This window comes from Photorhabdus luminescens subsp. luminescens, assembly GCF_001083805.1.
Taxonomy (GTDB): domain Bacteria; phylum Pseudomonadota; class Gammaproteobacteria; order Enterobacterales; family Enterobacteriaceae; genus Photorhabdus; species Photorhabdus luminescens.
This window is the reverse complement of the sequence record NZ_JXSK01000002.1, coordinates 344000-366314: the sequence shown is the minus strand read 5'-3', so window position 1 is coordinate 366314 and position 22315 is coordinate 344000. Positions and strand designations below refer to the sequence as shown.

Annotated in this window: 23 protein-coding genes and 1 pseudogene; 9 read left to right on the top strand and 15 right to left on the bottom strand. The window is 39.0% G+C overall.

The annotated features are described in order from the left end of the window. Window positions 1-555: 555 nt before the first annotated feature. The gene (locus TI10_RS06555; RefSeq protein ID WP_049582519.1) at window positions 556-1176 is read left to right on the top strand and encodes a riboflavin synthase subunit alpha; all 621 of its coding nucleotides are present in this window, start codon (window positions 556-558) and stop codon (window positions 1174-1176) included. A 316-nt stretch (window positions 1177-1492) separates the two neighbouring features. On the opposite strand, the gene TI10_RS06550 is transcribed toward TI10_RS06555, so the two are convergent. From TI10_RS06550 to ppiB, 5 genes are all read right to left on the bottom strand, one after another. Next, window positions 1493-1717 carry a hypothetical protein gene (locus TI10_RS06550; RefSeq protein WP_049582518.1) on the bottom strand — a complete coding sequence of 75 codons (225 nt, stop codon included), beginning with the start codon at window positions 1715-1717 and terminating at the stop codon, window positions 1493-1495. Window positions 1718-1819: 102 nt separating this feature from the next. Beyond that, window positions 1820-2917, bottom strand: coding sequence for a 5-(carboxyamino)imidazole ribonucleotide synthase (gene purK, locus TI10_RS06545; RefSeq protein WP_049582517.1), 1098 nt, complete (start codon window positions 2915-2917; stop codon window positions 1820-1822). After that, entirely contained in the window at window positions 2914-3444 is a 531-nt protein-coding gene (gene purE, locus TI10_RS06540) for a 5-(carboxyamino)imidazole ribonucleotide mutase (RefSeq protein WP_049582516.1), read from the bottom strand. Before purE ends, purK begins: the two co-directional genes overlap by 4 nt. A 147-nt stretch (window positions 3445-3591) precedes the next feature. Continuing rightward, window positions 3592-4314 (bottom strand): UDP-2,3-diacylglucosamine diphosphatase, encoded by a 723-nt coding sequence (lpxH, locus tag TI10_RS06535; protein ID WP_049582515.1) that lies wholly within the window; start codon window positions 4312-4314, stop codon window positions 3592-3594. A 10-nt stretch (window positions 4315-4324) separates the two neighbouring features. After that, window positions 4325-4819 carry a peptidylprolyl isomerase B gene (gene ppiB / locus TI10_RS06530; protein ID WP_011147946.1) on the bottom strand — a complete coding sequence of 165 codons (495 nt, stop codon included), beginning with the start codon at window positions 4817-4819 and terminating at the stop codon, window positions 4325-4327. A gap of 267 nt (window positions 4820-5086) precedes the next feature. On the opposite strand from ppiB, the gene cysS reads away from it, so the two are divergent. From cysS to TI10_RS06515, 4 genes and pseudogenes are all read left to right on the top strand, one after another. Next, window positions 5087-6472 carry a cysteine--tRNA ligase gene (gene cysS, locus TI10_RS06525; RefSeq protein WP_049582514.1) on the top strand — a complete coding sequence of 462 codons (1386 nt, stop codon included), beginning with the start codon at window positions 5087-5089 and terminating at the stop codon, window positions 6470-6472. Window positions 6473-7076: 604 nt separating this feature from the next. After that, window positions 7077-7238: pseudogene (locus tag TI10_RS25865) on the top strand (hypothetical protein); the annotation flags it as partial. 83 nt (window positions 7239-7321) lie between these two features. Next, window positions 7322-7501, top strand: coding sequence for a type II toxin-antitoxin system HicA family toxin (locus tag TI10_RS06520; protein WP_036805646.1), 180 nt, complete (start codon window positions 7322-7324; stop codon window positions 7499-7501). 58 nt (window positions 7502-7559) lie between these two features. Beyond that, complete coding sequence (locus TI10_RS06515; protein WP_049582513.1) at window positions 7560-7976, top strand: type II toxin-antitoxin system HicB family antitoxin; 417 nt, start codon at window positions 7560-7562, stop codon at window positions 7974-7976. A gap of 83 nt (window positions 7977-8059) precedes the next feature. Here TI10_RS06515 and TI10_RS06510 read toward each other — a convergent pair whose 3' ends face one another. The 4 genes from TI10_RS06510 to TI10_RS06495 form a co-directional block, all read right to left on the bottom strand. Continuing rightward, on the bottom strand, window positions 8060-9913 hold the full coding sequence (locus tag TI10_RS06510; protein ID WP_049582512.1) for a phage tail protein: 1854 nt from the start codon (window positions 9911-9913) through the stop codon (window positions 8060-8062). A 500-nt stretch (window positions 9914-10413) separates the two neighbouring features. Beyond that, a complete protein-coding gene (locus TI10_RS06505) occupies window positions 10414-11073 on the bottom strand; it encodes a CoA transferase subunit B (RefSeq protein ID WP_049582511.1) in 660 nt (219 codons plus the stop codon). Continuing rightward, window positions 11073-11735 carry an acetate CoA-transferase subunit alpha gene (gene atoD / locus TI10_RS06500; RefSeq protein WP_049582510.1) on the bottom strand — a complete coding sequence of 221 codons (663 nt, stop codon included), beginning with the start codon at window positions 11733-11735 and terminating at the stop codon, window positions 11073-11075. Before atoD ends, TI10_RS06505 begins: the two co-directional genes overlap by 1 nt. Before the next feature lie 713 nt (window positions 11736-12448). Next, complete coding sequence (locus TI10_RS06495; protein WP_049582509.1) at window positions 12449-13513, bottom strand: hypothetical protein; 1065 nt, start codon at window positions 13511-13513, stop codon at window positions 12449-12451. A gap of 592 nt (window positions 13514-14105) precedes the next feature. Between TI10_RS06495 and TI10_RS06490 the strand changes: the two genes are divergently transcribed. Further along, window positions 14106-14510 (top strand): hypothetical protein, encoded by a 405-nt coding sequence (locus tag TI10_RS06490; RefSeq protein ID WP_049582508.1) that lies wholly within the window; start codon window positions 14106-14108, stop codon window positions 14508-14510. Between the two features lie 742 nt (window positions 14511-15252). Further along, window positions 15253-15699, top strand: coding sequence for a hypothetical protein (locus TI10_RS06485; protein ID WP_049582507.1), 447 nt, complete (start codon window positions 15253-15255; stop codon window positions 15697-15699). A 337-nt stretch (window positions 15700-16036) separates the two neighbouring features. Here the strand turns inward: TI10_RS06485 and TI10_RS06480 are convergent, their stop codons facing one another. Continuing rightward, a complete protein-coding gene (locus TI10_RS06480) occupies window positions 16037-17086 on the bottom strand; it encodes a hypothetical protein (protein ID WP_049582506.1) in 1050 nt (349 codons plus the stop codon). Between the two features lie 662 nt (window positions 17087-17748). On the opposite strand from TI10_RS06480, the gene TI10_RS06475 reads away from it, so the two are divergent. Further along, the gene (locus TI10_RS06475; protein ID WP_074524827.1) at window positions 17749-18051 is read left to right on the top strand and encodes a hypothetical protein; all 303 of its coding nucleotides are present in this window, start codon (window positions 17749-17751) and stop codon (window positions 18049-18051) included. Between the two features lie 436 nt (window positions 18052-18487). Next, on the top strand, window positions 18488-18703 hold the full coding sequence (cspE, locus tag TI10_RS06470; protein WP_021323801.1) for a transcription antiterminator/RNA stability regulator CspE: 216 nt from the start codon (window positions 18488-18490) through the stop codon (window positions 18701-18703). Between the two features lie 165 nt (window positions 18704-18868). Here the strand turns inward: cspE and TI10_RS06465 are convergent, their stop codons facing one another. The 5 genes from TI10_RS06465 to sctJ form a co-directional block, all read right to left on the bottom strand. Continuing rightward, complete coding sequence (locus tag TI10_RS06465; protein WP_049582504.1) at window positions 18869-19261, bottom strand: CesT family type III secretion system chaperone; 393 nt, start codon at window positions 19259-19261, stop codon at window positions 18869-18871. Continuing rightward, entirely contained in the window at window positions 19261-20193 is a 933-nt protein-coding gene (locus tag TI10_RS06460) for a YopT-type cysteine protease domain-containing protein (protein WP_049582503.1), read from the bottom strand. Before TI10_RS06460 ends, TI10_RS06465 begins: the two co-directional genes overlap by 1 nt. 158 nt (window positions 20194-20351) lie before the next feature. Next, window positions 20352-20969: an HrpE/YscL family type III secretion apparatus protein gene (locus tag TI10_RS06455; RefSeq protein WP_049582502.1), complete on the bottom strand. Its 618-nt coding sequence runs from the start codon at window positions 20967-20969 to the stop codon at window positions 20352-20354. Continuing rightward, window positions 20948-21574 (bottom strand): Yop proteins translocation protein K, encoded by a 627-nt coding sequence (locus tag TI10_RS06450; protein ID WP_049582501.1) that lies wholly within the window; start codon window positions 21572-21574, stop codon window positions 20948-20950. The genes TI10_RS06455 and TI10_RS06450 overlap by 22 nt, the downstream gene beginning before the upstream one ends. After that, window positions 21575-22312, bottom strand: a complete 738-nt coding sequence (sctJ, locus tag TI10_RS06445) for a type III secretion system inner membrane ring lipoprotein SctJ (protein WP_279615317.1) — start codon at window positions 22310-22312, stop codon at window positions 21575-21577. Window positions 22313-22315: the final 3 nt, after the last annotated feature.

The following is a 22315-nucleotide window of genomic DNA, read 5'->3' as shown; positions in this document are numbered from 1 at the left end:
TGTGATTTATTCATAATAAAAAGGAGATGGTAAATAAAATATTTTGTCTTATAATCATTTGGTTGAATTTTTGATTATCATGTACTTTTAGTTAAGTGAGATAGAGGAAAGATGAAGTATTCTAATAGACTAAAAAAATAGCTTTGGATTACAAATTTAGCTATATTCGATGATTATCAATTTAATGGTAAAAAATCATCAACTCCATAAAAAATCTGATATAATTGGAAATCATCGGGCAGAGAAGTTCGTTATATCTTGATTTATCACTTGAATTTTCAATAAGGTCAATTATACCTAATAGATTTCGAGTTGCAGCGCGGCGGCAAGTGAATGAATCCCCAGGAGCATAGATAACTATGTGACTGGGGTGAGTGAAAGCAGCCAACAAAGCAGCAGCTTGAAAGATGAAGGGTATATATGATAAATATTTCATTCATAGATTAAGAAAGACTTGTTAACGAATTTAATAACTTTTTATCATAAATATATTCATGGGAAAAATAGATTTTCTTATGTAATAAGGGTATTTCTACTTAATAAAAGAGGGTGATTATGTATACTGGAATTGTGCAAGGAAAAGAAAGTGTATTATCTCTTGAGAAAAGAGACGGATTTAGTACATTGACCGTCAGTAATAATAACCATTTCTTTGATGATGTTTCTGTGGGGGCCAGTGTTGCGATTAATGGTACATGCTTGACTGTCACCCAATTTAACAACGATATCGTCTGGTTTGATATATCAGATTTTACGGCTGATGTGACCACATTAAAGTTTTTAAATGTAGGAGATGAAGTTAATATTGAAAGATCACATCAAATGAATAAAGAAAATGGTGGTCATAGCTTATATGGACATATTGAAGGTGTAGCAAAAGTCGTTAATTTTATTAAAGCGGGTGAAACTTATCGATTAGTGATTAATATTCCTGGCGATAATATAAGATATTTTTTCCATAAAGGTTTTATTGGGCTGCATGGTTGTAGCTTAACAATCAATGGCATAAATGAAGAAGATAAGACTATAGAGTTAAATTTAATTCCAGAAACGTTAAGGATGACTAATCTGGGTAATATTAAAGTTGGTGATTTACTTAATTATGAAATAGATCAAACAACGAGAACGATTGTAGATACTATATCCAGATCGATTAATGCTAGTAGGTCAATATAATAATTGAAGAAATATAAATATACCTAATAGATTTCGAGTTGCAGCGCGGCGGCAAGTGAACGAATCCCCAGGAGCATAGATAACTATGTGACTGGGGTGAGTGAAAGCAGCCAACAAAGCAGCAGCTTGAAAGATGAAGGGTATAGGTTGGAATGAGTTGAGGTGTGAAGCGGTAAGTCACTTTACTTCCGCTTCCACAATTAATCCCAGGCCATTAAATGACAAACGCCTGATTATTTTGATGTCCGTGTGTTATATATTTCATGATAAATAGTTAACCTGAGTTTTGCTTAAAATAGTGAATTCTGAGCATATTTTATTGGAAAATTTTGTCCCAAAACTCATCTATGGTATCTACACTTGTACCGCTACCACTGTCCAGCTCATGAATTGCTGCCTGCGTTGTAGCATTAGGAACATGGTGTTCTTCTATCGCTCTAGTTAATAAGCGGACAAAGCTAGACATATTATTCCGGGTAGTTTGTTCTACCGCATTTATCAGCTCTTCAGAAACACCAACTTTTAACGTGGCTGTATTCATGTGTGCCTCTTTGTCTTTTACTATTTGTGTCCTTATTTAGGACTATTGTGGACACAAATCAAGATAATCAGATCAATAAACAATGCCAGTATCAGACGTTAGTTACATTAATTTTTCCTGCGCCCATTCAAGGCCGCTCTGATATTCAGATGGCAACATGGGGATAAGTTTCTGCAATGTATTTTTTAATTCATTTTTATCAAAGTGAGAAAGATTAAGGTGACCCACTTTACGTGCGGGGCGAACTTCTTTCTCATACCAATGTAAATGTACCAAGGGCAAACTAAGCCATTGTGTATTGATATCTGTACCAATCAAATTGATCATAACTGACGGCGCAGTGACTTCTGGTCGAGGCATGGGCAAATCCAGAATAGCACGGAGATGTAATTCAAACTGGCTGATAGATGCGCCGTTTTGAGTCCAATGACCACTGTTGTGAACTCGTGGCGCGAGTTCGTTGATCAGTAAATTATCACCGACAATAAAACATTCCATTGCCATCACGCCGACATATTTCAACTCGTGCATAATAGCTGACAACATACTCTCGGCCTGTTGTTGTAAATGGTAACGCTGTAAATGGTAATGTTGTAAAGGGCCATTTTCCTGAGGAGAGACAACACTGGTACGGAGAATACCATCTTGATGCAAATTGTGCGCTAAAGGGTAGAATACACAATCGCCACTTTTATTGCGGGCTCCTACCAGTGAAACTTCGCCAGAGAAAGGAATTGCTTGCTCAGCAATACATTCACCATAAATATCGGCGGGTAATTCTGTTTCATCTCCGGGGCGGATACGCCATTGCCCACGCCCATCGTAACCACCAACGCGACGCTTAACGATAACGAAATTACCGAGTTCAGAGAATAATTGCGGCCATTGGTTGGTATCAGAGAGTAATTGCCACGGCGCAGTTGCTAGCCCGAGGCTATCCATTAACTGTTTTTGTGGCAGACGATCGGCCAGACGGGGAAAAATATCTCGATTCGCGAAAGCCTTATGGCGGGCAAGTTCTTGGGTAAGGGCCGTTTCCGGCCAGCGCTCGATTTCAGCGGTAATAACACTATTCTGATAAGGAACCGCTTCGGGTTCTGCATCCAGACCAACAGGATAAACCGTGATGCCTAAAGGTTCGCCTGCCTGACGTAACATGCGGCCGAGCTGACCATTACCTAATACACAAACTGGCTTCATGCTTCCTCCCGCGGATCGGGATTATCGAGTACATCCTGAGTCTGTTTTTCACGCCAATGGCTGAGGCGTTGCAGCAAATCTTTATCATGACGAGCCAGAATCTGTGCGGCCAGTAAGGCTGCGTTTGCCGCGCCGGCTTTCCCAATCGCAAGTGTGCCGACAGGAATTCCTTTTGGCATCTGTACGATAGAGTAGAGGCTGTCTACGCCATTCAGTGCGGCGCTTTGTACGGGTACGCCGAGAACCGGGACCAGCGTTTTGGCTGCCAACATGCCGGGTAAATGGGCGGCGCCACCGGCGCCAGCGATAATGACATCAAAACCGTTTTGTTCTGCTTGTTGGGCAAAACTAAAGAGTTTATCGGGCGTACGATGGGCAGAAACAATTTCAACGTGGAAAGGCACATTAAGAGAAGTCAGGATATCCGCTGCATGTTGCATGGTAGCCCAGTCGCTTTTAGAACCCATAACGATGGCGATTTTGGCGTTGTGTTGAGTTGTTCCTGCTGAATCAGGCCGGGCAGTCATAAATCAAATGCTCCTGTGTTTTAACGTCCACCAGAACGAAAATAGCGCTGTAAGGCCGCGGATCATATCATGCTCGTAGGCTAAGGAAAACGATTGCGTTACTTTATACTTGTATTGTGATACCTGAATGTAGGTGTTCTTGGTTGATCAGAATGGGAAAGAGATCAAATCGATTGATTTATCCGTTATTTTGAACATTGATCCCTGCTGGTGCCATGCGCCAAGTACGCCACGGTAAACGGTTTTATCGTGCAGAGGAACTTCATGTACAAAAGGGCGGTGGGTGTGTCCATGAATCATCCAGTCAGCTTGATACCGCTCAAAAGTATCAATAACAGCTTGCTGGTTTACATCCATAATGGCTTCGGATTTTCTGCTGTTGACCGATTGGCTGTTTGCGCGCATTTTGACGGCGATTTTTTGACGGATAGACAGAGGTAGTAGTAGAAACAGACGTTGGACCCACGGGGTATGAACCCGCTTCCGATATCGTTGATAGCCTTCGTCGTCAGTACATAAGGTATCGCCGTGCAGAATAAGCACTCGCTTACCGTACAGTTCCAGTACTTTTTCCTGTGGGAGCAAGATAATGCCACTCTCTTTCGCAAAGCGCGAACCGAGTAGAAAATCGCGGTTGCCATGAATAAAGTAACAGGTAACACCTTGTTGTTGCACTGTTTTTAATGCGCTAGCAATTTCATGGTGGAGAGGATTGTCATCATCATCGCCAATCCAATAGTCGAACAGATCGCCGAGAATATAGAGGCTATCTGCCTGAATGGCATCCTCACGCAAGAAACGTAGAAAACCGGCAGTGATTGCCGGTTCATGTTCGCTGAGATGTAAATCTGCGATAAAAAGTGTACACATACGCGGTGAGTTATTCGCTGACAGTCACTTTTTCGATGATAACATCTTCGAGTGGTACATCTTGGTGCATACCGCTGCGACCAGTAGAAACGCCTTTGATTTTATCAACAACATCCATACCTTCGATCACTTCGGCAAAGACGCAGTAACCCCAACCATCAGGGCGCTCAGAGCGGAAGTTCAGGAAATCATTATCAACAACATTAATGAAAAACTGCGCGGTTGCTGAGTGTGGATCGTTAGTACGGGCCATTGCCAAAGTACCACGGTTGTTTTTCAGACCGTTATTGGCTTCGTTTTTGATAGCTGCATCAGTCGGCTTTTGTTTCATACCGGGTTCGAATCCACCACCCTGAATCATGAAACCGTTAATAACACGGTGGAAAATAGTGTTATCGTAGAAGCTATTGCGGCAGTAGTTCAAGAAATTTTCAACAGTTACAGGAGCTTTATCGGCGAAAGTATTAATTACGATATCGCCAAAATTGGTATGGAAAGTCACCATAATTGAAATCCTAATAATAGTTTTGATTAACCCAGTTAGGGCATTCGGACCAGGCGGCTTTTATATCACATCTACCATAATGAGTCAGTACCTATTAGTTTCAGTGAGCTATCTTGATCGCCAACCTTGCAAAGCGCTGAATATCAGGTTTCAATATCCTATTGGATTATGCCATATCGAGCATTTATTGATGAGATAAGGACATAAATCCAGAATTATCAATTCGTTATTTTTAACACACGTACAGTGAATTTACGGAAAATCTCGATGCTAAAAATTTTCAATACCCTCAGCCGTCAGAAAGAAGAATTTAAGCCAATCCATCCAGGGAAAGTAGGGATGTACGTGTGTGGTATCACGATTTATGACCTGTGCCATATTGGTCACGGCAGAACCTTTGTTTCTTTTGATGTGGTTGCTCGTTATCTACGATATCTGGGATACGATTTAACTTATGTACGTAATGTGACCGATGTTGATGACAAAATTATCAAGCGGGCGGCGGAAAATCGTGAAAGTTGTGATGATCTGACCGGTCGTATGCTGGCGGAAATGTACAAAGATTTTGACGCGCTGAATATCTTACGCCCTGATCTGGAACCACGTGCGACCCGGCATATCCCGGAGATTATTGAGCTGACTGAATCGTTGATAAAACGTGGTCACGCTTATGTTGCAGATAATGGCGATGTCATGTTTTCCGTCGAAAGTGATCAGGATTACGGATTGCTTTCCCGTCAGGATCTCAGCCAGTTACAAGCAGGGGCGCGAGTGGAAGTGGCTGATGTCAAGCGTAACCCGATGGATTTCGTGTTGTGGAAAATGTCCAAGCCTGGGGAACCAAGCTGGGAATCGCCGTGGGGAGCGGGCCGTCCAGGTTGGCATATTGAATGTTCTGCCATGAACAGTAAACAGCTAGGTAATCATTTTGATATTCATGGTGGTGGTGCTGATCTGATGTTTCCGCATCATGAAAATGAAATCGCACAATCTACGTGTGCCCATGATGGCCCGTATGTGAATTACTGGATGCATTCAGGGATGGTAATGGTAGATAAAGAGAAGATGTCCAAATCGCTGAACAACTTCTTTACTATCCGTGACGTACTGGAATATTACGATGCCGAGACAGTGCGTTATTTCTTGTTGTCAGGTCATTACCGCAGTCAACTTAACTATACAGAAGATAACCTAAAGCAGGCTCGTACCGCACTTGAACGATTTTATACTGCTCTGCGAAGTACAAATGCTTCTGTACAGCCGGCCGGTGGTGAAGTATTTGAGGCGCGTTTTATTGAAGCAATGAATGATGATTTCAATACACCGGAAGCTTATTCGGTATTGTTTGATATGGCACGTGAAATCAACCGTCTGAAATCAGAAGATATGGACGCAGCGAATGGTTTAGCGGCTGAATTACGCAAGTTGGCAGGTATTTTAGGTTTGTTGCAACAAGAGCCGGAACAATTCTTGCACCGTGGTGTTCAGGCTGATGATGAAGAGATTGCTAAAATTGAAGCACTGATTAAGCAGCGTAATGATGCACGAAAAAATAAAGATTGGGCGCTGGCAGATTCTGCTCGTAATCAGTTAAATGAGATGGGTATTGAATTGGAAGATGGCCCGCAAGGGACAAGCTGGCGTCGTAAGTAAGCCTGATAGAGTACAACTGCCTTGATAATTAAGGCTTCCTTCTTGGGGAACCTCAGATTGATGACAAAGGTCTAGCCATCGGATATCAACAGAATCCCACTTTTTAAGTGGGATTCGCAGATTATTGACAAAGTGCTGGTTTTTTATCCGGCACTTTGTTTTAATGAAGTTCCGTTCACCAGACGGAGCTTGCCGCTATGTTAAGAACACCGCCTCCCCAAACTTTCCCGCCAGAAACCCTCTCGCTTGACGAGCTGGTCCCCAAAAACCATCCAGTAACGGCTCAATGCCGTTGCTGTCCGATAGTGAACAAAAAATCCTCAAGCATTACGACTTTTGAATAAGAATTCAACTAATAGTTAGTTATTTGATAAGTCATTCTCTTCTTCAAGTTGTTCAATTCCATCAAATCTAACTGAACGGAAAATAACTCTAGCTGTAGCTGCTTGCATTTAAACATCGTCATACTTGCAATCCATCTCCTTATACTCACTTTAAGTGGCAATGAAATTATCGTTATGTATCCCTACCGTCTCATTTCAGTACCCCCTAAATGCCATCCTTAAACACCCTTAGATGTTTCATTTAGGTTATCTTTATTCCTATGGCCAGGCAAATTAATGATCTCAAATCGACGTTAACACGTCATGGTTATCGGTTGAAAAACATGGTCGAATCGTTTAATACCAAATCGGCTGAGACTCAGACACTGTTTAATAACCAACTAAAACCTTCCTGTGCTACATCTAATCGTGCTCTAATTTAAATAGGGTTATTGAGGTTATTTTTTATTGACAATTGGAGTTATTGGGGTTATTTTAATTGCCAAGTTAAACAGATGGAGTTGATTTGAGAAGTGCAGATTTAATCAAAGAAGTTGAGAAAAAAGGGTGGGTGCTGGTAAGAATCAACGGGAGCCATCATCATTTTAAGCACCCTGAACGTAATGACCTGTTGACAATTCCACATCCCAAGCAGGAAATCAAAGTGGGATTGCTCAGGAAAATACAGAAGCAAGTGGGGCTATAAGCCCCCTTATCTGCATCTGCACTAATCAAATTTTTCAAAATTATTGGAGGAGTATAACGTGTTATATCCTATTGCGATTGAAATTGGTGATGAGAACTGCGCTTATGGCGTGGTTGTGCCCGATATATCAGGTTGTTTCTCGGCGGGTGATTCAATGGAGGATGCAATAAAAAACTCCAAGGAAGCTATCACTGGGCATTTAGAGTTATTGGCCGAAATGAACCAATTACCCCCTGACTCAAAGCCATTGGATTACTGGATCAAAGATGAAGAATACGCAGGGTGGGCATGGGCTGTAATTGACATTGATGTTGAACCATATTTAGGTAAATCGACAAAATTCAACGTCACTCTGCCTGATTTGTTATCAAAGAAAATCGATGATCAAGTTAAAGCAAGCCCAAACTTGTACAAGAATCGTAGCCACTTTTTGCAAGTGGCTGCTTTGCATGAATTGCAAAACGGTATTCAGTAATAATAATTATGATTGATCAGCCTCATATTTTTAAGGAGTTTTGTCAGCGGTCTGGGGCTCCCTTTTAGGGAGCCTGCTCCTGATTACATTTCAGGTAGTTGCACACGAATATTAATGACTCTTCCGTCTGGAATATCGCAGGGTTCAGCATCATTGTAATAAATGACTTCTCCTGTTGCAGTTACGCTTTTTACGCGCTTATTTTGAGCAAATTCTGGCGCGTCTTTATTTTGACGATGGTAACATTCGATTGTTATATCGCCGCTGGCTGTGTCTACCGATTCACGAATCCAAATCAGATTTAACCCGTTGCTGTCCGCCGGGATGATAGTTCCACCGTGAATGCCCCACGCACCATCTTTGGCAAAACCGTTGCAGCCGCTGATACGATATTTCCCTGTATCTACGCGCTTAACAGTCACTCCGTCAGCTTCGCTAGTTAACTCGTAAGTTCCGTCTGGATGAATATCGACAACTGGGCTGGATACTCTGAGAATGCCGTTAGCATCGGAGCGGGCGTTTTTATCTGTCCAAAGTCGGCTAACTTTTGTATTTCCACCTCCATCATTTCCGTGGATGAAGCTGATGCCGCCAGCATTGTCATAATTTGCGACAAATCCTGCCCATATGTCATGCATTCTTGTTATATAGCCGCCTGACCACGAATATCCAATGCCACCATGATTCTCTGCAAATCTGAATGCATGACCGCCCTGCGGCAATGATTTTATCCATGCGGTAAGATCACTTAGATTCGCTGAATTAATATACTTTGGTTGGATAAATTCAGATCCCTCGGATTTTGTATATGCTCCAATATCCGCCGCAGTCGGTTTGTTTTTTGTTGTATAAATATTAGTCCAATCTTCTTCAAAGCCATAGTTGTCACGGGCAGAGCGATAAGCAATCCCGCCATTTTTGTACAGCACTTTCAACTGAAAAGCTGGGCAGCTTCCAGCTCCGTTATTGAAATGAGCAATATGCGAAGAATCTATTCCAGGGTTCAGCAAATCATATAACCCTGTATTTGCGTTCCAGGGGACTGGATTATTAACAGTGTATCTTTCTGTTAATCCGAGCTTAACTGCCCCAATATCCGCCGCCGTCGGTTTGTTTTTTGTCGTATAAATATTAGCCCAATCTTCCTCAAAGCCATAATTGTCACGAGCAGAGCGATAAGCAATCCCGCCATTTTTGTACAGTACTTTCAACTGAAAAGCAGGGCAACTTCCAGTTCCGTTATTGAAATGAGCAATATGAGCAGAATCTATTCCAGGGTTCAGCAAATCATATAACCCGGTGTTTACGTTCCAGGGGACTGGATTACTAACAGTGTATCTTTCTGTTAATCCGAGCTTAAATGCCCCCACATCCCCGGCATTCAGATTGATATCTCCGGTTAACGCTTTCCCATTAATTTTTCTACTATTCGGTACCGCATTTTTAGCTAAGTTGATGGTTTCTGTTAAGCCGAGGTTTTTTACAAACGCGTTTTTATCAAGAATGTCTGCGCCATTTTGGTTTTTTGCTAATCTGTTGTTAGCATTATCATTTACATCAGAAACAAGTTTTTGAGTGACTGCAAGTGCATTGCTGTTGCCTGTTTTATCTGTGAGTTGAACTATTCCTTTCTGGGTTAGTGAAGCACTTGGGACTTCTGTCGTGATCTTTTTTTCTAAGGCTTTATTTAATTGGGTGGTGAGTTTTGCTATATCCCCATCATCCAGAACATCATCGCCATATTGTGTAACGATAAAATTAGCTATTGCAGATGATATTGCTGAAGATTGACGTAATACCTTATTGAGTAAATGAGTGGTGATATTTTCTGATGGAAATCCAGTCTTTAAAGCCGGGCTTGCTTCATACCCTTCTTGGCTGACTACGTTAGCATTATTACTAATGGAAAAAGCTTTAAAATCATTCTTGGGACTCATATACTTTCCTCAAATTAAATAATACTATTTTATAATTAACATATTGAATTATTGTGAAAATAATTCCCGGCAATTCACATCGATCATAGTCTAGTTAGGAACGAAAATAATGGAATATTCTTATATCTTATAAGGTTAATTATTTTTGTATGGTTGCTAGTAATAAATAATTAAAAATTTTGTAACCAGAAATATATCCAATAATATCGAATGTTTAGGTGGGGCTATTCCTTGAGTATAAGGTGAAATGCATTAATAAAATAAAAAATTAATTTGTTTTTAGTTATATGACTAGTAAGAAACGATATAAACTATTATAAACTATGCAGTTGCATGAAAATATCTCTATTGAACTGGCAGATGTGAAGGAGAACTTGGATTATTTATTCACTATTATTCGACTCTTTGCTATTTATAATCCGACCAGTGAACATTCATGCGTAGCAGCAATTGGTGAGGTGATAAAATGGCGCCGATAAAACCAGTCAGGATATCGCTAATCATACATTATCCTTCGATACAGGCATGATTTTGAGATCATGTGCGATACTAAATTCTGCTGCGGTTTTTTCCCGCAGAGTCTCTAATGTGACATTTGGGGCATGTTCTTTCAGGATTAACTGGTCCTGTTCAAAGCAGAAGACACCTAATTCAGTGACAATCATGCTGACTTTATTGATGGCGGTAAGCGGTAGAGTACATTGCTTGAGGATTTTTGCTGAACCGTCTTTGGTGCAATGTTCCATTGCAATGATGACCTTGCGGGCGCCAGTGACAAGATCCATTGCTCCTCCCATACCAAGCACCATTTTCCCCGGTATCATCCAACTGGCTAGGTTGGCGTGCTGGTCAACTTGTAAACCACCCAGAACACAGGTATCTATGTGACCGCCTCGGATCAGGGAAAAAGAGAGGGCACTGTCAAATATGGCGGCGCCGGGCAGGATACCGCAGGGTTTTCCGCCAGCATTGACCAGATTGGGATGTACTTTTGTAATGGGACCAAGGCCTAGAATGCCGTTTTCTGACTGGAGAGTAATATGAATGTTATCCGGCAGATAATTAGGGACTTGCGTGGGAATGCCGATGCCGAGATTAACAACATCGCCGTCTTGTAATTCACGTGCAACACGGTAGGCAATAAGTTGTTTGGCGTTCATTATGAGTTTCCTTCTGGATAAATGATGTAGTCGATCAATGCGCCAGGTGTCATAACGCAATCCGGTGTGATTTCACCTACTTCAACCAGTTCATCTGGCTCGGCAAGTGTAATATCCGCCGCCAGAGCGATGACTGGGTTAAAATTTCGGGCAGTGAGTTGGTAGGTGAGATTGCCATAATGATCGGCAAGATGGGCCTGAATTAGCGCCAAATCAGCACGTAAGGGGAGTTCTAACAAATAGTCTGTTCCATTGACGGTTATTTTTTGTTTCCCGTTTTCTACAATAGTGCCCACTCCGGTAGGGGTCAGGAATCCACCCAGACCAGCTCCGCCGCAGCGAATACGTTCGATCAACGTACCTAAAGGAACCAATTCTACTTCTATTTCTCCAGCGAGCATTTTGCGCCCGGTTTCTGGATTAGTGCCAATATGTGAGGTGATGACTTTTTTCACCCGGTTATTAACCACAAGGGGGCCAATGCCAACGTCAACATCTGCGGTATCGTTAGCAATGATTGTCAAATCTTTGACGCCGGAGTTCAGTAATGTGGTGATTAAGCGGGGAGGTGTGCCTACGCCCATAAAACCGCCTACCATGATAGTCATCCCATCATAAAAATGCGCTATAGATTGTTGTGTGCTAATGAGTTTATTTTTCATATTAATTCCCTATATATGATATATGGATATATACCCGTTATCTTTCAAGTTACCTCTTTGTTGGCTGCACTCACTCACCCCGGTCACATAGTTAGCTATGCTCCCGGGGATTCGCTCCCTTGCCGTCGCGATGCATCTTGAAATCCATTGGGTATAGGCACTTATCTTTAAGTTTAGCAATAGATATGCCAACCACGTAATTTAAATAAGGATATTTTATAATTAACTGAAATTTAATTAATCCTAATTATCTGGTCGAGAAAAATGTATGCAGATTTATACGAACAATAAATAAGAGGTGTGCACGTATAAAAATTGAAGTTTGTATTATTATTCATGAGATTATTTTTCTCCTTTATTGATAAGTAAATCAGTTATAATTTTTGCCGTTATAATAGCAATCGAAAGTAAAAAACTAGCCAAAAATATTTAATCGTGTATTAATGACATATAAAAACCATTGTGTGAAAGTGATAAAAATAGAGGGCATAGAAACTAGATCCTAAGTGATAACAGGTACTATGTAACAGAAGCCGCAATAATTGGGAGTATAGAAAGCGTTGCTAAATGAGGGCAAGGGGGAAAATGAATAAGTGTGAGGGGCTTCTAATGGGTTTAGTTCACTTTAGCCTTATAGGTGTATGGTGCAGGGATGAATTGTTAATATCGAGAGGCACGGCATTGTATTTAACGCTGTGCCTTGAATCTATTTGCTAAGGTAATTGTAGGTTAGGATTTCTAAGAGAGATAGTTATCGTTCCGACCTGCTTACTACCGTTGCGGATATCTTTTCCATAACTAAAATCAAAATATTTCATCTGGTCTCCGGTTTCTACTACTTTTCCGTTAATAGCTATAAAATTTTTACGGAGCATGATATTAAGGCCATAGGCATTAGCATCTTTTGGTGCGACATCAATGACGACTTTTCCCGTGTTCTCTTCTCCTTCGGCTATGAAGTTGAATACACCTTTAGGGTAATCTTCTCTGTGAATATCTAATGGAAAGTGGATACCATCCAGAGAATTGAGATTTAATAAAGTCGCTCCGGCTTTTAGGGTGAAGTTTGTGTCGAATAAAGGGTAACCTTTTTCATCTAAATCAGTTCTTATGTTCAATACTTGAGAGCTTATTAACATCTGTGCATTATTTTGTAAGATAATATTGCTACCATCGATGATGTTAACATGGTGACTTGTAAGACTAGTTTGAGAGGATTCGGTGATAGAAAAATGACAACTGAGTGAAATAATACTTTCTATCTTTTCTACAGTCTCTATAGTAAGCCGGCTTTTTCCTGACATAGCCACTGTTGACTCTTCTAATGTTGGTATTGCTGTATTTATCGGGCCACTAATTCTTACAATGTTTAAGTTTTTTATTGAAAAACTACTTGAGTTTTGTAATTTTATTCTATACGTATTGAATATTTCAGAATTAAGATAAAAATTAACAGGTTTTCCTTCACTTCCTAATATTATAAGATTTCCTGAGGATATGTTTATTGTTTTGCCTAAAGTTATATCTGTATTTTCTGCTTTATGTACTGCCTCATATCCCTCTTTAAACTCAATTGGTGACCTGGGCCAATGAATATCGTTTACTTTAATGCTATTTTTTTTATCAGTATCCAGTGTTAACGTATTTTCTCCAGCATCCATTTTGAAAGTGAAACCAATATTTTTATCGAAAGAACTTGACGGAGTAATCGTTTGACTGCCGTGTTCATGACAGTATGATTGATCTTCATCAGAGAGCCAAATAAATTTTTCGTTCATTATTTTACCTTTGACTTAGTTAATATTATTTCATAATTAAACATAGATTAATATAAATATAGTTTAAAATAAGTGGGTTTCAAGATGCTCTCAGAATATTTTACTATTTTTGATTTGATTTGATTTGATTTGATTTGATTTGATTTAAGATAAATATAGTTAATATGAGCAACTATATTTAGTTTATATCGTTAATAAACTTTCATGAAAGATATGTTGTGTTTCTATTCTGTTACCGATTAAAATTATAATAGAATATTAGCATTTTTCTATATCTTTTATAAAGGTTATTTAATGAATTATCTATTGTTTAAATTGTTATTAAATTATATGGTTAAAATGTATTTTGTTTATTAATATTGTATTATGTTTCTGGTGAGTTGATTTTATTGTGAATTCAAGCATAATTAGTATATTGTAATATTATCTTGTTTTTATTATGAAACATTATTCATGGAAAAATATTTTTTAATTTTATTGATTAGATTGAGCTGTTTTATAGAAAAAGGAGGTGATAAAAAATTTATTTATTAATTGAATTGGGAATTTTTCATTAAATTTTATTTAATTTATTAAAAAATAGGTGAATGGAATGTTAGAAAAAATTATTGATAGAATTGAATACACGTTTATTACAATGGTGAAAAATAACTTACTAAATGATTTGAAAGTAAGTATTGGAAACACGGCTCAACCGCCAGAAGTTGTACCCGATAATTCTGCACGAGCAGCAGGTGCGCTAATTCGGTTAGCTGGTCCTGGTACAGATCCTAAAAATATACTTAAGTTCGTTATTGTGACAGACCTTCCAGAGAATAATCAGAAGATCTGGGTGTTTCAAGATTCAAGGAGGGAGGGAAACGTGATTATGTATCATGTCGGTAAAGATTTTATCTACAGGGAAGCAAAAGAAGTTCGAGGTAATAGTGTAGGTGGTATGAGTAAATATTTGATAATTAATGAAGAAGATTCAGATATCGTTCTGACAATGTATTAATATAGGATGGTGAACTTCTTAAGTTAGAGTTTTTATAGTATGAAGCAGGTGTTTGAAATTACCTGTGTTGTTATTTTAGAAATAACTTAAATGATGCTCATTTTCGAAAATGAATGGATGATTTATACAGATAATAATATAGATAGTGAGGGACAGATTGGACTAATCAGTTGTTTCGTGAGTTTATCAAATTACAGAAGGGGAGGTTTTTAATTATTTCGTATTTTATCGTTAAGAGGGATTATTATCTAAAGATATTGTGTACAGAATGAGGAATTTAATTATGAAATGAGTTGTAATGCTACAATCATTAAAAAACTAAATCTAAGTCCATCTGTTTATTGAAGATTATAGTTTTTACGGTTGTCAGTTTTGTTATGAAATAATAATCAGTTCGAGGTAATGTATCTTATTTATATTATGAGATTTGCTTTGGTAATGAAAATGTCCAATCTAATTGTTTAAAATAATTTAAAAATTTAGTGGACAAGAATGGAGCTTCAACTATATTTAATCACTAATGTAACATGATGAATAAAAATAGTAATTTACTCTAGAAATAAAGAGTGAAGTTTACCATTAAAAATCATATTTAAATTTAAGGAGGCGGGAAAAGATTAATTCATCAACTTAATTAAATTAGATGTAATATTTTATATTTTATATTTTTATGTGAATATTAATTTTATTCAAAACTTTATCATGATTTTTATTTAATTTATTAATTATATAGGTGAATGAAATGATGGAAAAATTAGATGCTGTTAACGCTCAGAAAATCCTTGATTCGTTAAAAGTAACAACTGTTAAAATGATTCAAAATACCCTGGAAGATGGGTTGCGTGCGACTGTCAATGATATGACGATATATCCGATTATAAATTCAGGCTCTATGCAGTCTAGAAGTACACCAATTCCATTGATAAACCGTCATAGTGACCCTAAAGATGTACTTCTATACAGCACTATAACTGATGATGAAGAAGATTCTAAGAATGTTTGGGTATTCCAAGATCTAGAAAGTGATCAAAATATTATTAAGTTTTATGTCGGTAAAGAGTTTCATTATGATCATGCGAAAGAAATGAGAGGCGTTAATGGGGGTGGTGGAGGTAAGCTTTTAGTATTTAAGCTGAGTGATCCAGCAGATAAAGCATCTATTGTTCCGACAATATATGATGAGAAATAATGGTGTGCCAAGAAATATACTTTCTTGAATGATTCCGTCGTTTTTAAATTTTAGTTCAAGGTTACGCTTCATTAACTGACGCCAAACGCTTGGAAAATTTAAACTAAGCGACAATTAAAGTCTGAGTCATATATTTAATGTGGCTCAGGCATTTTAATTTGTATTTAACCTAATGGTGATTATCATCGTGAATATATTCTTCCTGATATTGCTCTTTTAGGATGGATAGTAGAAATGGGATCTGGTTTTTGGGGAGTAATATAGAATATTGCAAATTTGCATTATTGATGTTGAGTGGTACAGTGCCTTATTCAGCATTGTACCATAAAGAAGAAAGTTAACTCTTACTTGCTGCGTATTTTACATTTACTTTCCGAGGTGATTGATATTCTGGTTTGAGTGATATTTTTATAGTTGTAACTTGATGGCCTTGGCGGATTGCAGTTCCATAGCCAACATTAAAATATTCTTGAACTCCTATTTTATCATCAAGAGCTATGAGTTTTTTACTAAATATTTTATCCCCGAAATTAGTATTCTTCGAGTCTGGGTTTGGGATATCAATCATTACTTTTCCTTTATTTTCTCCTTCTGTAGTAATGAAATGGAATAAACCCTCAGGATATTTTACGTTGTCGAGATCAATCGGAAAATTGATTCCAGAAAAAGATGATATATTTAATAAGGGGTTTCCAGCGCTGATATTAAATTTTGTCTTTCCTTCGTCTATACCATATCTTAACATTATACCGTTGTTAGATAAATTCACGATTGAATTATCATATATATTTATATTACAATAATTAAAATTTCCATCGCCTAAGTAAAGGTCGCTACTTTCAAGAGTGAACTGAGATGACCCATGCAGATAAATATCACTTGCTAAGAAAATAAAAGCGGGAGAATTTGACTGTATCTTTTTTATTTGTTTTATTTCGAATTGACTATTTCCTGACATTGTTAGTTTAGGTGATTTATTTTTGTCTAAAGTGATATAATCGATAAACATAAATACAGTTCCTGGATTTGTGATTTTTAAAATACCAGAATCTTTAAGATTAAAGCTGGCATTTTCAGCACACCCCAAATAAGCAACTGTATGATCCCTATTCTCTGATGTATAGTCTACTTTTAGTGTCCCGGCGGATATATCTAGGTTGAATATTTTACCATCATCAGCCATATTTCCATGAAATACTGGCCAATAAATAGATGTCTTATCAGAGTTATTTTGTAGTGTTAATATTTCATCTGGAGCTTCCATAGTAAAATTAGTGTTATCCTCTTTATCAAAGGAATTAGATGGTGGTAGTTTGATGGTTTGGGTTCCATCTCTTTTAGTGTATGTCTGAGATATATCGGAGCTCCAAGTAAAACCTTTGCTCATTTTTAACTCCTCATAGGAATGAATATTTTTTCATAATTAAACATAGTTAAAATAAATATAGTTCAAAATATGTGAATTTCAAGGCGTTGTACGATCTTATTTTATATTTTCTCATTTTTATCTTATTAAAAATAAATTAAATCGGAGTAATGTAGGTTAATTATTCTTTACAATAAATAAATTTTATTGTGATTTTGTTATTATTTTATGCGAGCAGTAATATCAAGATGTTTATTTCACAGTAGGCCTGGAAATAGTATCATTACTGTATTGTAAAGTTAAATTTTAGTGCTATTTGATTGGCATTTATCCATATTGAACTATCAAATTAATAAATAATAATTTAATGAAATTTCATATTTAGTTATTAGAATTTTGTAAGGAAAATAGTATAATTCTAATGATAACCATTTGAAATCAATATATGGTTTTTTTCATCTTATATTCCAATTGACTGTAATCATATGGGGAATGGACTACTTTTTTAATGTGGATATATGAAATTCTCCGATTCACTAAAGAATATTGATTATATGATCTTATTCAGAAATTAAATATTCTTTAAGAAGAACATTAACATACCTAAAATAGCTATGAAAATTAATTTCAATTAGTTAATGCCATTATGAGATAATTGAATGATTCTTAAAGGATATATAAATATGAAGAAATTTATGTTCGGAGCATTGTTTCTCGGGATTGCGTCTGCCGCAAATGCAGGCAGTGGAGCCGATAAGTCTATTGAACTAACTGATCAAGATTATATTGCGCAATGGGATATATCTAGTGCTTCTCAGTTTTGTGATGTATACGTCACGAAAATCGGAGATAGTTTTTGCTCTATTTCAGAACTATGTCGTGCTGTTAATGGACAAGTTATCGATAACCGTACTCAGTTTTTCCCGTTTTTTAAGGTATCACAGCTCATGAACTGCAATGGTTATTTAAAGACTGATGGATGTTAACCTTGTTTTTATGAATCTCAGGCCACGGATTGTAGCCCGATTAGGTTGTTAGGGATAAATTGTAAATTTAAATCAGTTGCTATGACTTTGAAAATCAGGGGGTTTTTAGATAAAAACTTTTTATAATTTAGTCAGTTATGGCTATGGTAAAGCTATGCAATATGAACAAAGCAGCAATTTAGGAAAAAGTAAACATTAAATAGAAAAAAATAATTGAAATTAAAATTTGCTAATGACCAATCAATGTGATTTAATAGCGCCACTGGTTTGGAAGTACAGACCTATTTATGAAAAGAAAGTTAAAGCAGTTCACCATTTAGCGTTATCCCCGATACCACTTCATTGCGAATTCCTTCTAATTAGTACCCATAAGTAAAACTGAAAAACAGACCTCATAACGCCTTATGGCAACTTAATAAAATTAAAGGAAAATTCTATGTCTAATGCAATGACTGGCTCAGTAAAATGGTTTAATAACGATAAAGGTTTTGGCTTTATTTCTCCAAAAGATGGCAGCAAAGATGTATTTGTCCATTATTCTGCAATTCAGAGTAATAATTTCAAAACATTGGAAGAAGGTCAGGAAGTTTCATTCTCTATTGAGAATGGCGCTAAAGGTCCATCCGCAGTAAATGTTATCGTATTATCTTAATTTAACTGCCTAAATCTATTAGCGACTTTACGATAGCGATGAAGATAATATTCTGAGTAGTTAAAGTTGTTAATAAGTAAAAACCCGCTTAGTTGCGGGTTTTTTGCATGGCGGCAGAGTAGTATTTTATTTGATTCTCCATTTGGTTTATTTAATTTTTACTAATCAAACCCGCATCAAAGAAGGCGGCAGATCTTTAGGTTGTTGAGCTATGGCAGGTGTCAAGCGCTGCTCAATGTCATCAATAAAGCGTTCTAACCAAGCTTGTAGTTCAGCTACATCTACTTCGGTCAAGGGGCGTTGCGACCATAGAATGGCTTGTCCATCCAAATCTCCTTGAACATGAGCAGGCCAATGTTGCCCAAAAAGGTTGTTGGCACGGCTGACTTCGGACCCTAATTCGCAGAACAACTGTAGCCAGTTGTCGTGATAACAGCCAATCAATACCTGAAAACGCCCATCGACCTCTAAGGTATAGATATCATCGTCAGTAGGAGATGCAGGTACGCCAAGTTTAGAGAACAGCGTTTCTATAAGCTGGTGATAGTTGTGTGTCATTATGTTTTAGGCTCGAAGTTGAAAACGTAGAAATTTTGACCTAAACCTATTTCCTTGTTGTACATGGATTTAGACCAGAAATCTTGAGAGAACCAGTTGGAGAATGAGGTTTTATCCGGGAAGTTGAACTCGCCGAAGTTAGGATCGAAGAAGGTAACACCCTTCTGGTCATCTACATAGGCTGCTACGGTATGCCCGGCCATTTGTCCTTCAAAGCTGATCTTCTTGTAGCCTGATCCCTTATCACCGGTATCCAGGATGGCGTTTAATAGATCTTTTGTACCTTTGCTGCCAGTTTCGCCGCTTACTTCAAGTGGACTTCGTGGTTGGATACCGTTCTCACGGAGCCAGGATTCGGTTATTTGGCTTTGCTCGGCATAGGGATCTAGGCCATCCATCTGTAACTGCTTAATGGAAACCAGAGAATCGATATGGAATTGTCCTTTCTGGCCGCCTACATAGAGCTGATCGAAAACACTTTCATCCTTGGCATGAGCGCTTATCCAGTGAGCGGATATGGACTCACAAACCCCGCCGGAGGTGTCACTATGTTTCATGATTTGGTCCAGAAAGGTACCTTTGGTCTGGGCGAACTTGAAAGTCACTTCTCCACCGTGCTTATTGGCAGAATCTCTAACACTCCCTAACTTAGTGCTCACCGCAAAGTGAACAATTCTGTCCTTGATCATGCTGAACGAGAAGCGGCTTTCTTGATTCTTCTTGCCATCGGTGGTCAGTTGACGATCGAGCATGGAGTGGCCCGGTAGATTGCGTTGAATTGTCGCTGAAAGACGCTCTAATAACCCTGGTCTTGGTGAAGAGACTTTCAGAGATTTGCCCGACAGTTCACCCTGTGGCTGATTAACCGCTGTGGTATCGAGCTGTTGGGTAGGAAATATTCTTTGGTGATTAATACCTGAGATGGGAGACAATGGTCACTCCTTTAGTGGTTTCTTTTAAGGAATATGCGCTTGGATATCAGATAGAGTGAATTATAATGTTTTGTCGAAATAGAGAATATTAATAACGGCAGAAGAAATTTTCACTTTCCGTCGAAAACCAGTTACCTCTTTGAAACGTGATGGCGTCTTCAACTTTGCCATTGGTTATTGATGGCAGACATCAGCGCTTCTAATTGGCTATCCAAACTGGCATCAATGATCCCGACTTCCGTTTCTAAAATACAGCCTCCTTGATCGAGACGAGCATCGGCGGTGATCTCTAAGTAGCCGATCTCAGGGAAATCTTTGTGTACCCGTGATATCTGTTCACGTACTGCTGCGGCCTGTTCAGGATTAACGCGCAAGATAACCTGTTTTTGGTTACTGACTAATGACAGGGCTTCACGGGCCACCTGTAAGGTAAGAGAAACTTGGTCATAATTCTTTAGGATTTTGCGCACAGCCTGTAAGACCACATTGCTCATCTGTTGCTCGACCTGCCGGTAGTATTGCTGGCATTGCAACTGGGTTTGATGAATCAGGGTAGCTTGTTCTGCACGGGCGGCATCAACACCTGCTTGCCAGCCTAGCTCTTTTTGTTGTTCATACACTGCCTGCGCGTCACGTTCAATTTCTTGTGCCTGCATCCGGGCGGCATCAAGCAGAGATTTGGCGCTGAGACAGGTCTGATAGTCCGCTTTACGTAGTATCTGGAGTTCAGGAGACAGTTGAAGATGCTCTGTTGCTATTTTAATAAATGGTAACATTCTGCGTTCACTTGTTTAGCCAATTTGAGACACAATGCTTGTGCCAATGGTCGATCTGCCTGGCTGACAGGCCAGGCCGGAAGATTGTCATGAGGGGGAAGCCGCAAATTCAGGCGCTTAGAGAAATCGGTAGCAAGAGGCTCCATCGCCGTTAGCCAGAATTGTAAGGCACTGGCACGAAAATAGTTTGCATTGATTTTGGGTGGTAATGAGCGCTGCCAACCAGTCGGCCAGTTGCCAATAATGATATCAAGATACTTTAAGCAGAAGCGATGTCCCTCTTTCCCTAGTGAATCGTGTAAATGGCGAAGTTCTGTCGCCAGCAGGCAATGGCGGATAGCTTGCCCGTGAAGTAAGGCCCCTAGCCAGGTAAGAAGTTGTTCTAAGCACGATTGTGCTAACAAAGCGATATTTCCCAACCCGGTTGGTAATTCATAATCCACATTTAGATTAAATTGGGTTAGCAGTAGCCCATTAAGCCTGGGGGAGTTTCGCCACTCAGGCAGGGAAGATAAGACTGCAAGCCATTCTGGTGATAGGTGGTCAGAATGAATATAGCTGGCAGGGCAAAACCGAAACTGATAGGGCGTTAATTCTGTTGCCATTTATTGCATCCTGCTTCGATGCCACAGAAATTGCGCCAGATTACTGACAAATAACAGGGCTAATAGTAGTACTAACAGCCCAATCAGACGCCCTTGTGATTCCTCAGTCACTTGGATAGAGAACAGCGTGGAGTAGCGTGGCGCCAACGGTACCTGACGTACGCCCGCTGCGGGCACTAATACGACACTGATCCGGTCATAACTCAACCCTTCAATGCTGTTATTAACCAGTTGCTTGATCTGGGGAATGTAAGTGTCGAGTTGCACGTCCGCGGCGTGTTTGATAAATACCGAGGAGGAGGCTGGCGATAGTTTTTTACCCAGTTTGTCTTGCTCTTCGGGTAAGACAACATGTACCCGAGCTACCAGCACGCCGTCGATCTCAGAAAGTGTTCGGGCGATCTCCTGTGCTTTGGCGAAGTTGAGCCGAGCCCGCTCTTCTATTGGCGAGGAGATAAGGCCGTCTTTGGGAAAGACATCTTGCAACGAAGAGAAGTTTTCTCGTGGATACCCTTTACGCTTGAGCACCTCAACAGCTTGCGCTACATCAGACTCTTCGACTAACAGCTTGATATTGCCATCTTTGTCTGGCTGCTTATCAGAGGAAATGCCCGCTTCCCTGAGCAAGGCTAACATTTCGTTGCCTTCTTTTTGGCTGATACCGGTGTAGAGTTCGATTTTACAGCCAGTTAGCATCAGGACAGCGAGCATAACGCAAATTATATAGTGTTTCTTCACAGC

Excerpts from the sequence above, each read along its gene's own strand:
- lpxH (WP_049582515.1), bottom strand. The coding sequence starts at position 4,314 with ATGTGTACACTTTTTATCGCAGATTTACATCTCAGCGAACATGAACCG.
- atoD (WP_049582510.1), bottom strand. The coding sequence starts at position 11,735 with ATGAAAAATAAACTCATTAGCACACAACAATCTATAGCGCATTTTTAT.
- TI10_RS06485 (WP_049582507.1), top strand. The coding sequence starts at position 15,253 with ATGATGGAAAAATTAGATGCTGTTAACGCTCAGAAAATCCTTGATTCG.
- TI10_RS06550 (WP_049582518.1), bottom strand. The coding sequence starts at position 1,717 with ATGAATACAGCCACGTTAAAAGTTGGTGTTTCTGAAGAGCTGATAAAT.
- TI10_RS06465 (WP_049582504.1), bottom strand. The coding sequence starts at position 19,261 with ATGACACACAACTATCACCAGCTTATAGAAACGCTGTTCTCTAAACTT.
- TI10_RS06450 (WP_049582501.1), bottom strand. The coding sequence starts at position 21,574 with ATGGCAACAGAATTAACGCCCTATCAGTTTCGGTTTTGCCCTGCCAGC.
- TI10_RS06480 (WP_049582506.1), bottom strand. The coding sequence starts at position 17,086 with ATGAGCAAAGGTTTTACTTGGAGCTCCGATATATCTCAGACATACACT.
- TI10_RS06475 (WP_074524827.1), top strand. The coding sequence starts at position 17,749 with ATGAAGAAATTTATGTTCGGAGCATTGTTTCTCGGGATTGCGTCTGCC.
- TI10_RS06555 (WP_049582519.1), top strand. The coding sequence starts at position 556 with ATGTATACTGGAATTGTGCAAGGAAAAGAAAGTGTATTATCTCTTGAG.
- ppiB (WP_011147946.1), bottom strand. The coding sequence starts at position 4,819 with ATGGTGACTTTCCATACCAATTTTGGCGATATCGTAATTAATACTTTC.
- TI10_RS06490 (WP_049582508.1), top strand. The coding sequence starts at position 14,106 with ATGTTAGAAAAAATTATTGATAGAATTGAATACACGTTTATTACAATG.
- purK (WP_049582517.1), bottom strand. The coding sequence starts at position 2,917 with ATGAAGCCAGTTTGTGTATTAGGTAATGGTCAGCTCGGCCGCATGTTA.
- TI10_RS06455 (WP_049582502.1), bottom strand. The coding sequence starts at position 20,969 with ATGTTACCATTTATTAAAATAGCAACAGAGCATCTTCAACTGTCTCCT.
- cysS (WP_049582514.1), top strand. The coding sequence starts at position 5,087 with ATGCTAAAAATTTTCAATACCCTCAGCCGTCAGAAAGAAGAATTTAAG.
- TI10_RS06510 (WP_049582512.1), bottom strand. The coding sequence starts at position 9,913 with ATGAGTCCCAAGAATGATTTTAAAGCTTTTTCCATTAGTAATAATGCT.
- cspE (WP_021323801.1), top strand. The coding sequence starts at position 18,488 with ATGTCTAATGCAATGACTGGCTCAGTAAAATGGTTTAATAACGATAAA.
- purE (WP_049582516.1), bottom strand. The coding sequence starts at position 3,444 with ATGACTGCCCGGCCTGATTCAGCAGGAACAACTCAACACAACGCCAAA.
- TI10_RS06505 (WP_049582511.1), bottom strand. The coding sequence starts at position 11,073 with ATGAACGCCAAACAACTTATTGCCTACCGTGTTGCACGTGAATTACAA.
- TI10_RS06495 (WP_049582509.1), bottom strand. The coding sequence starts at position 13,513 with ATGAACGAAAAATTTATTTGGCTCTCTGATGAAGATCAATCATACTGT.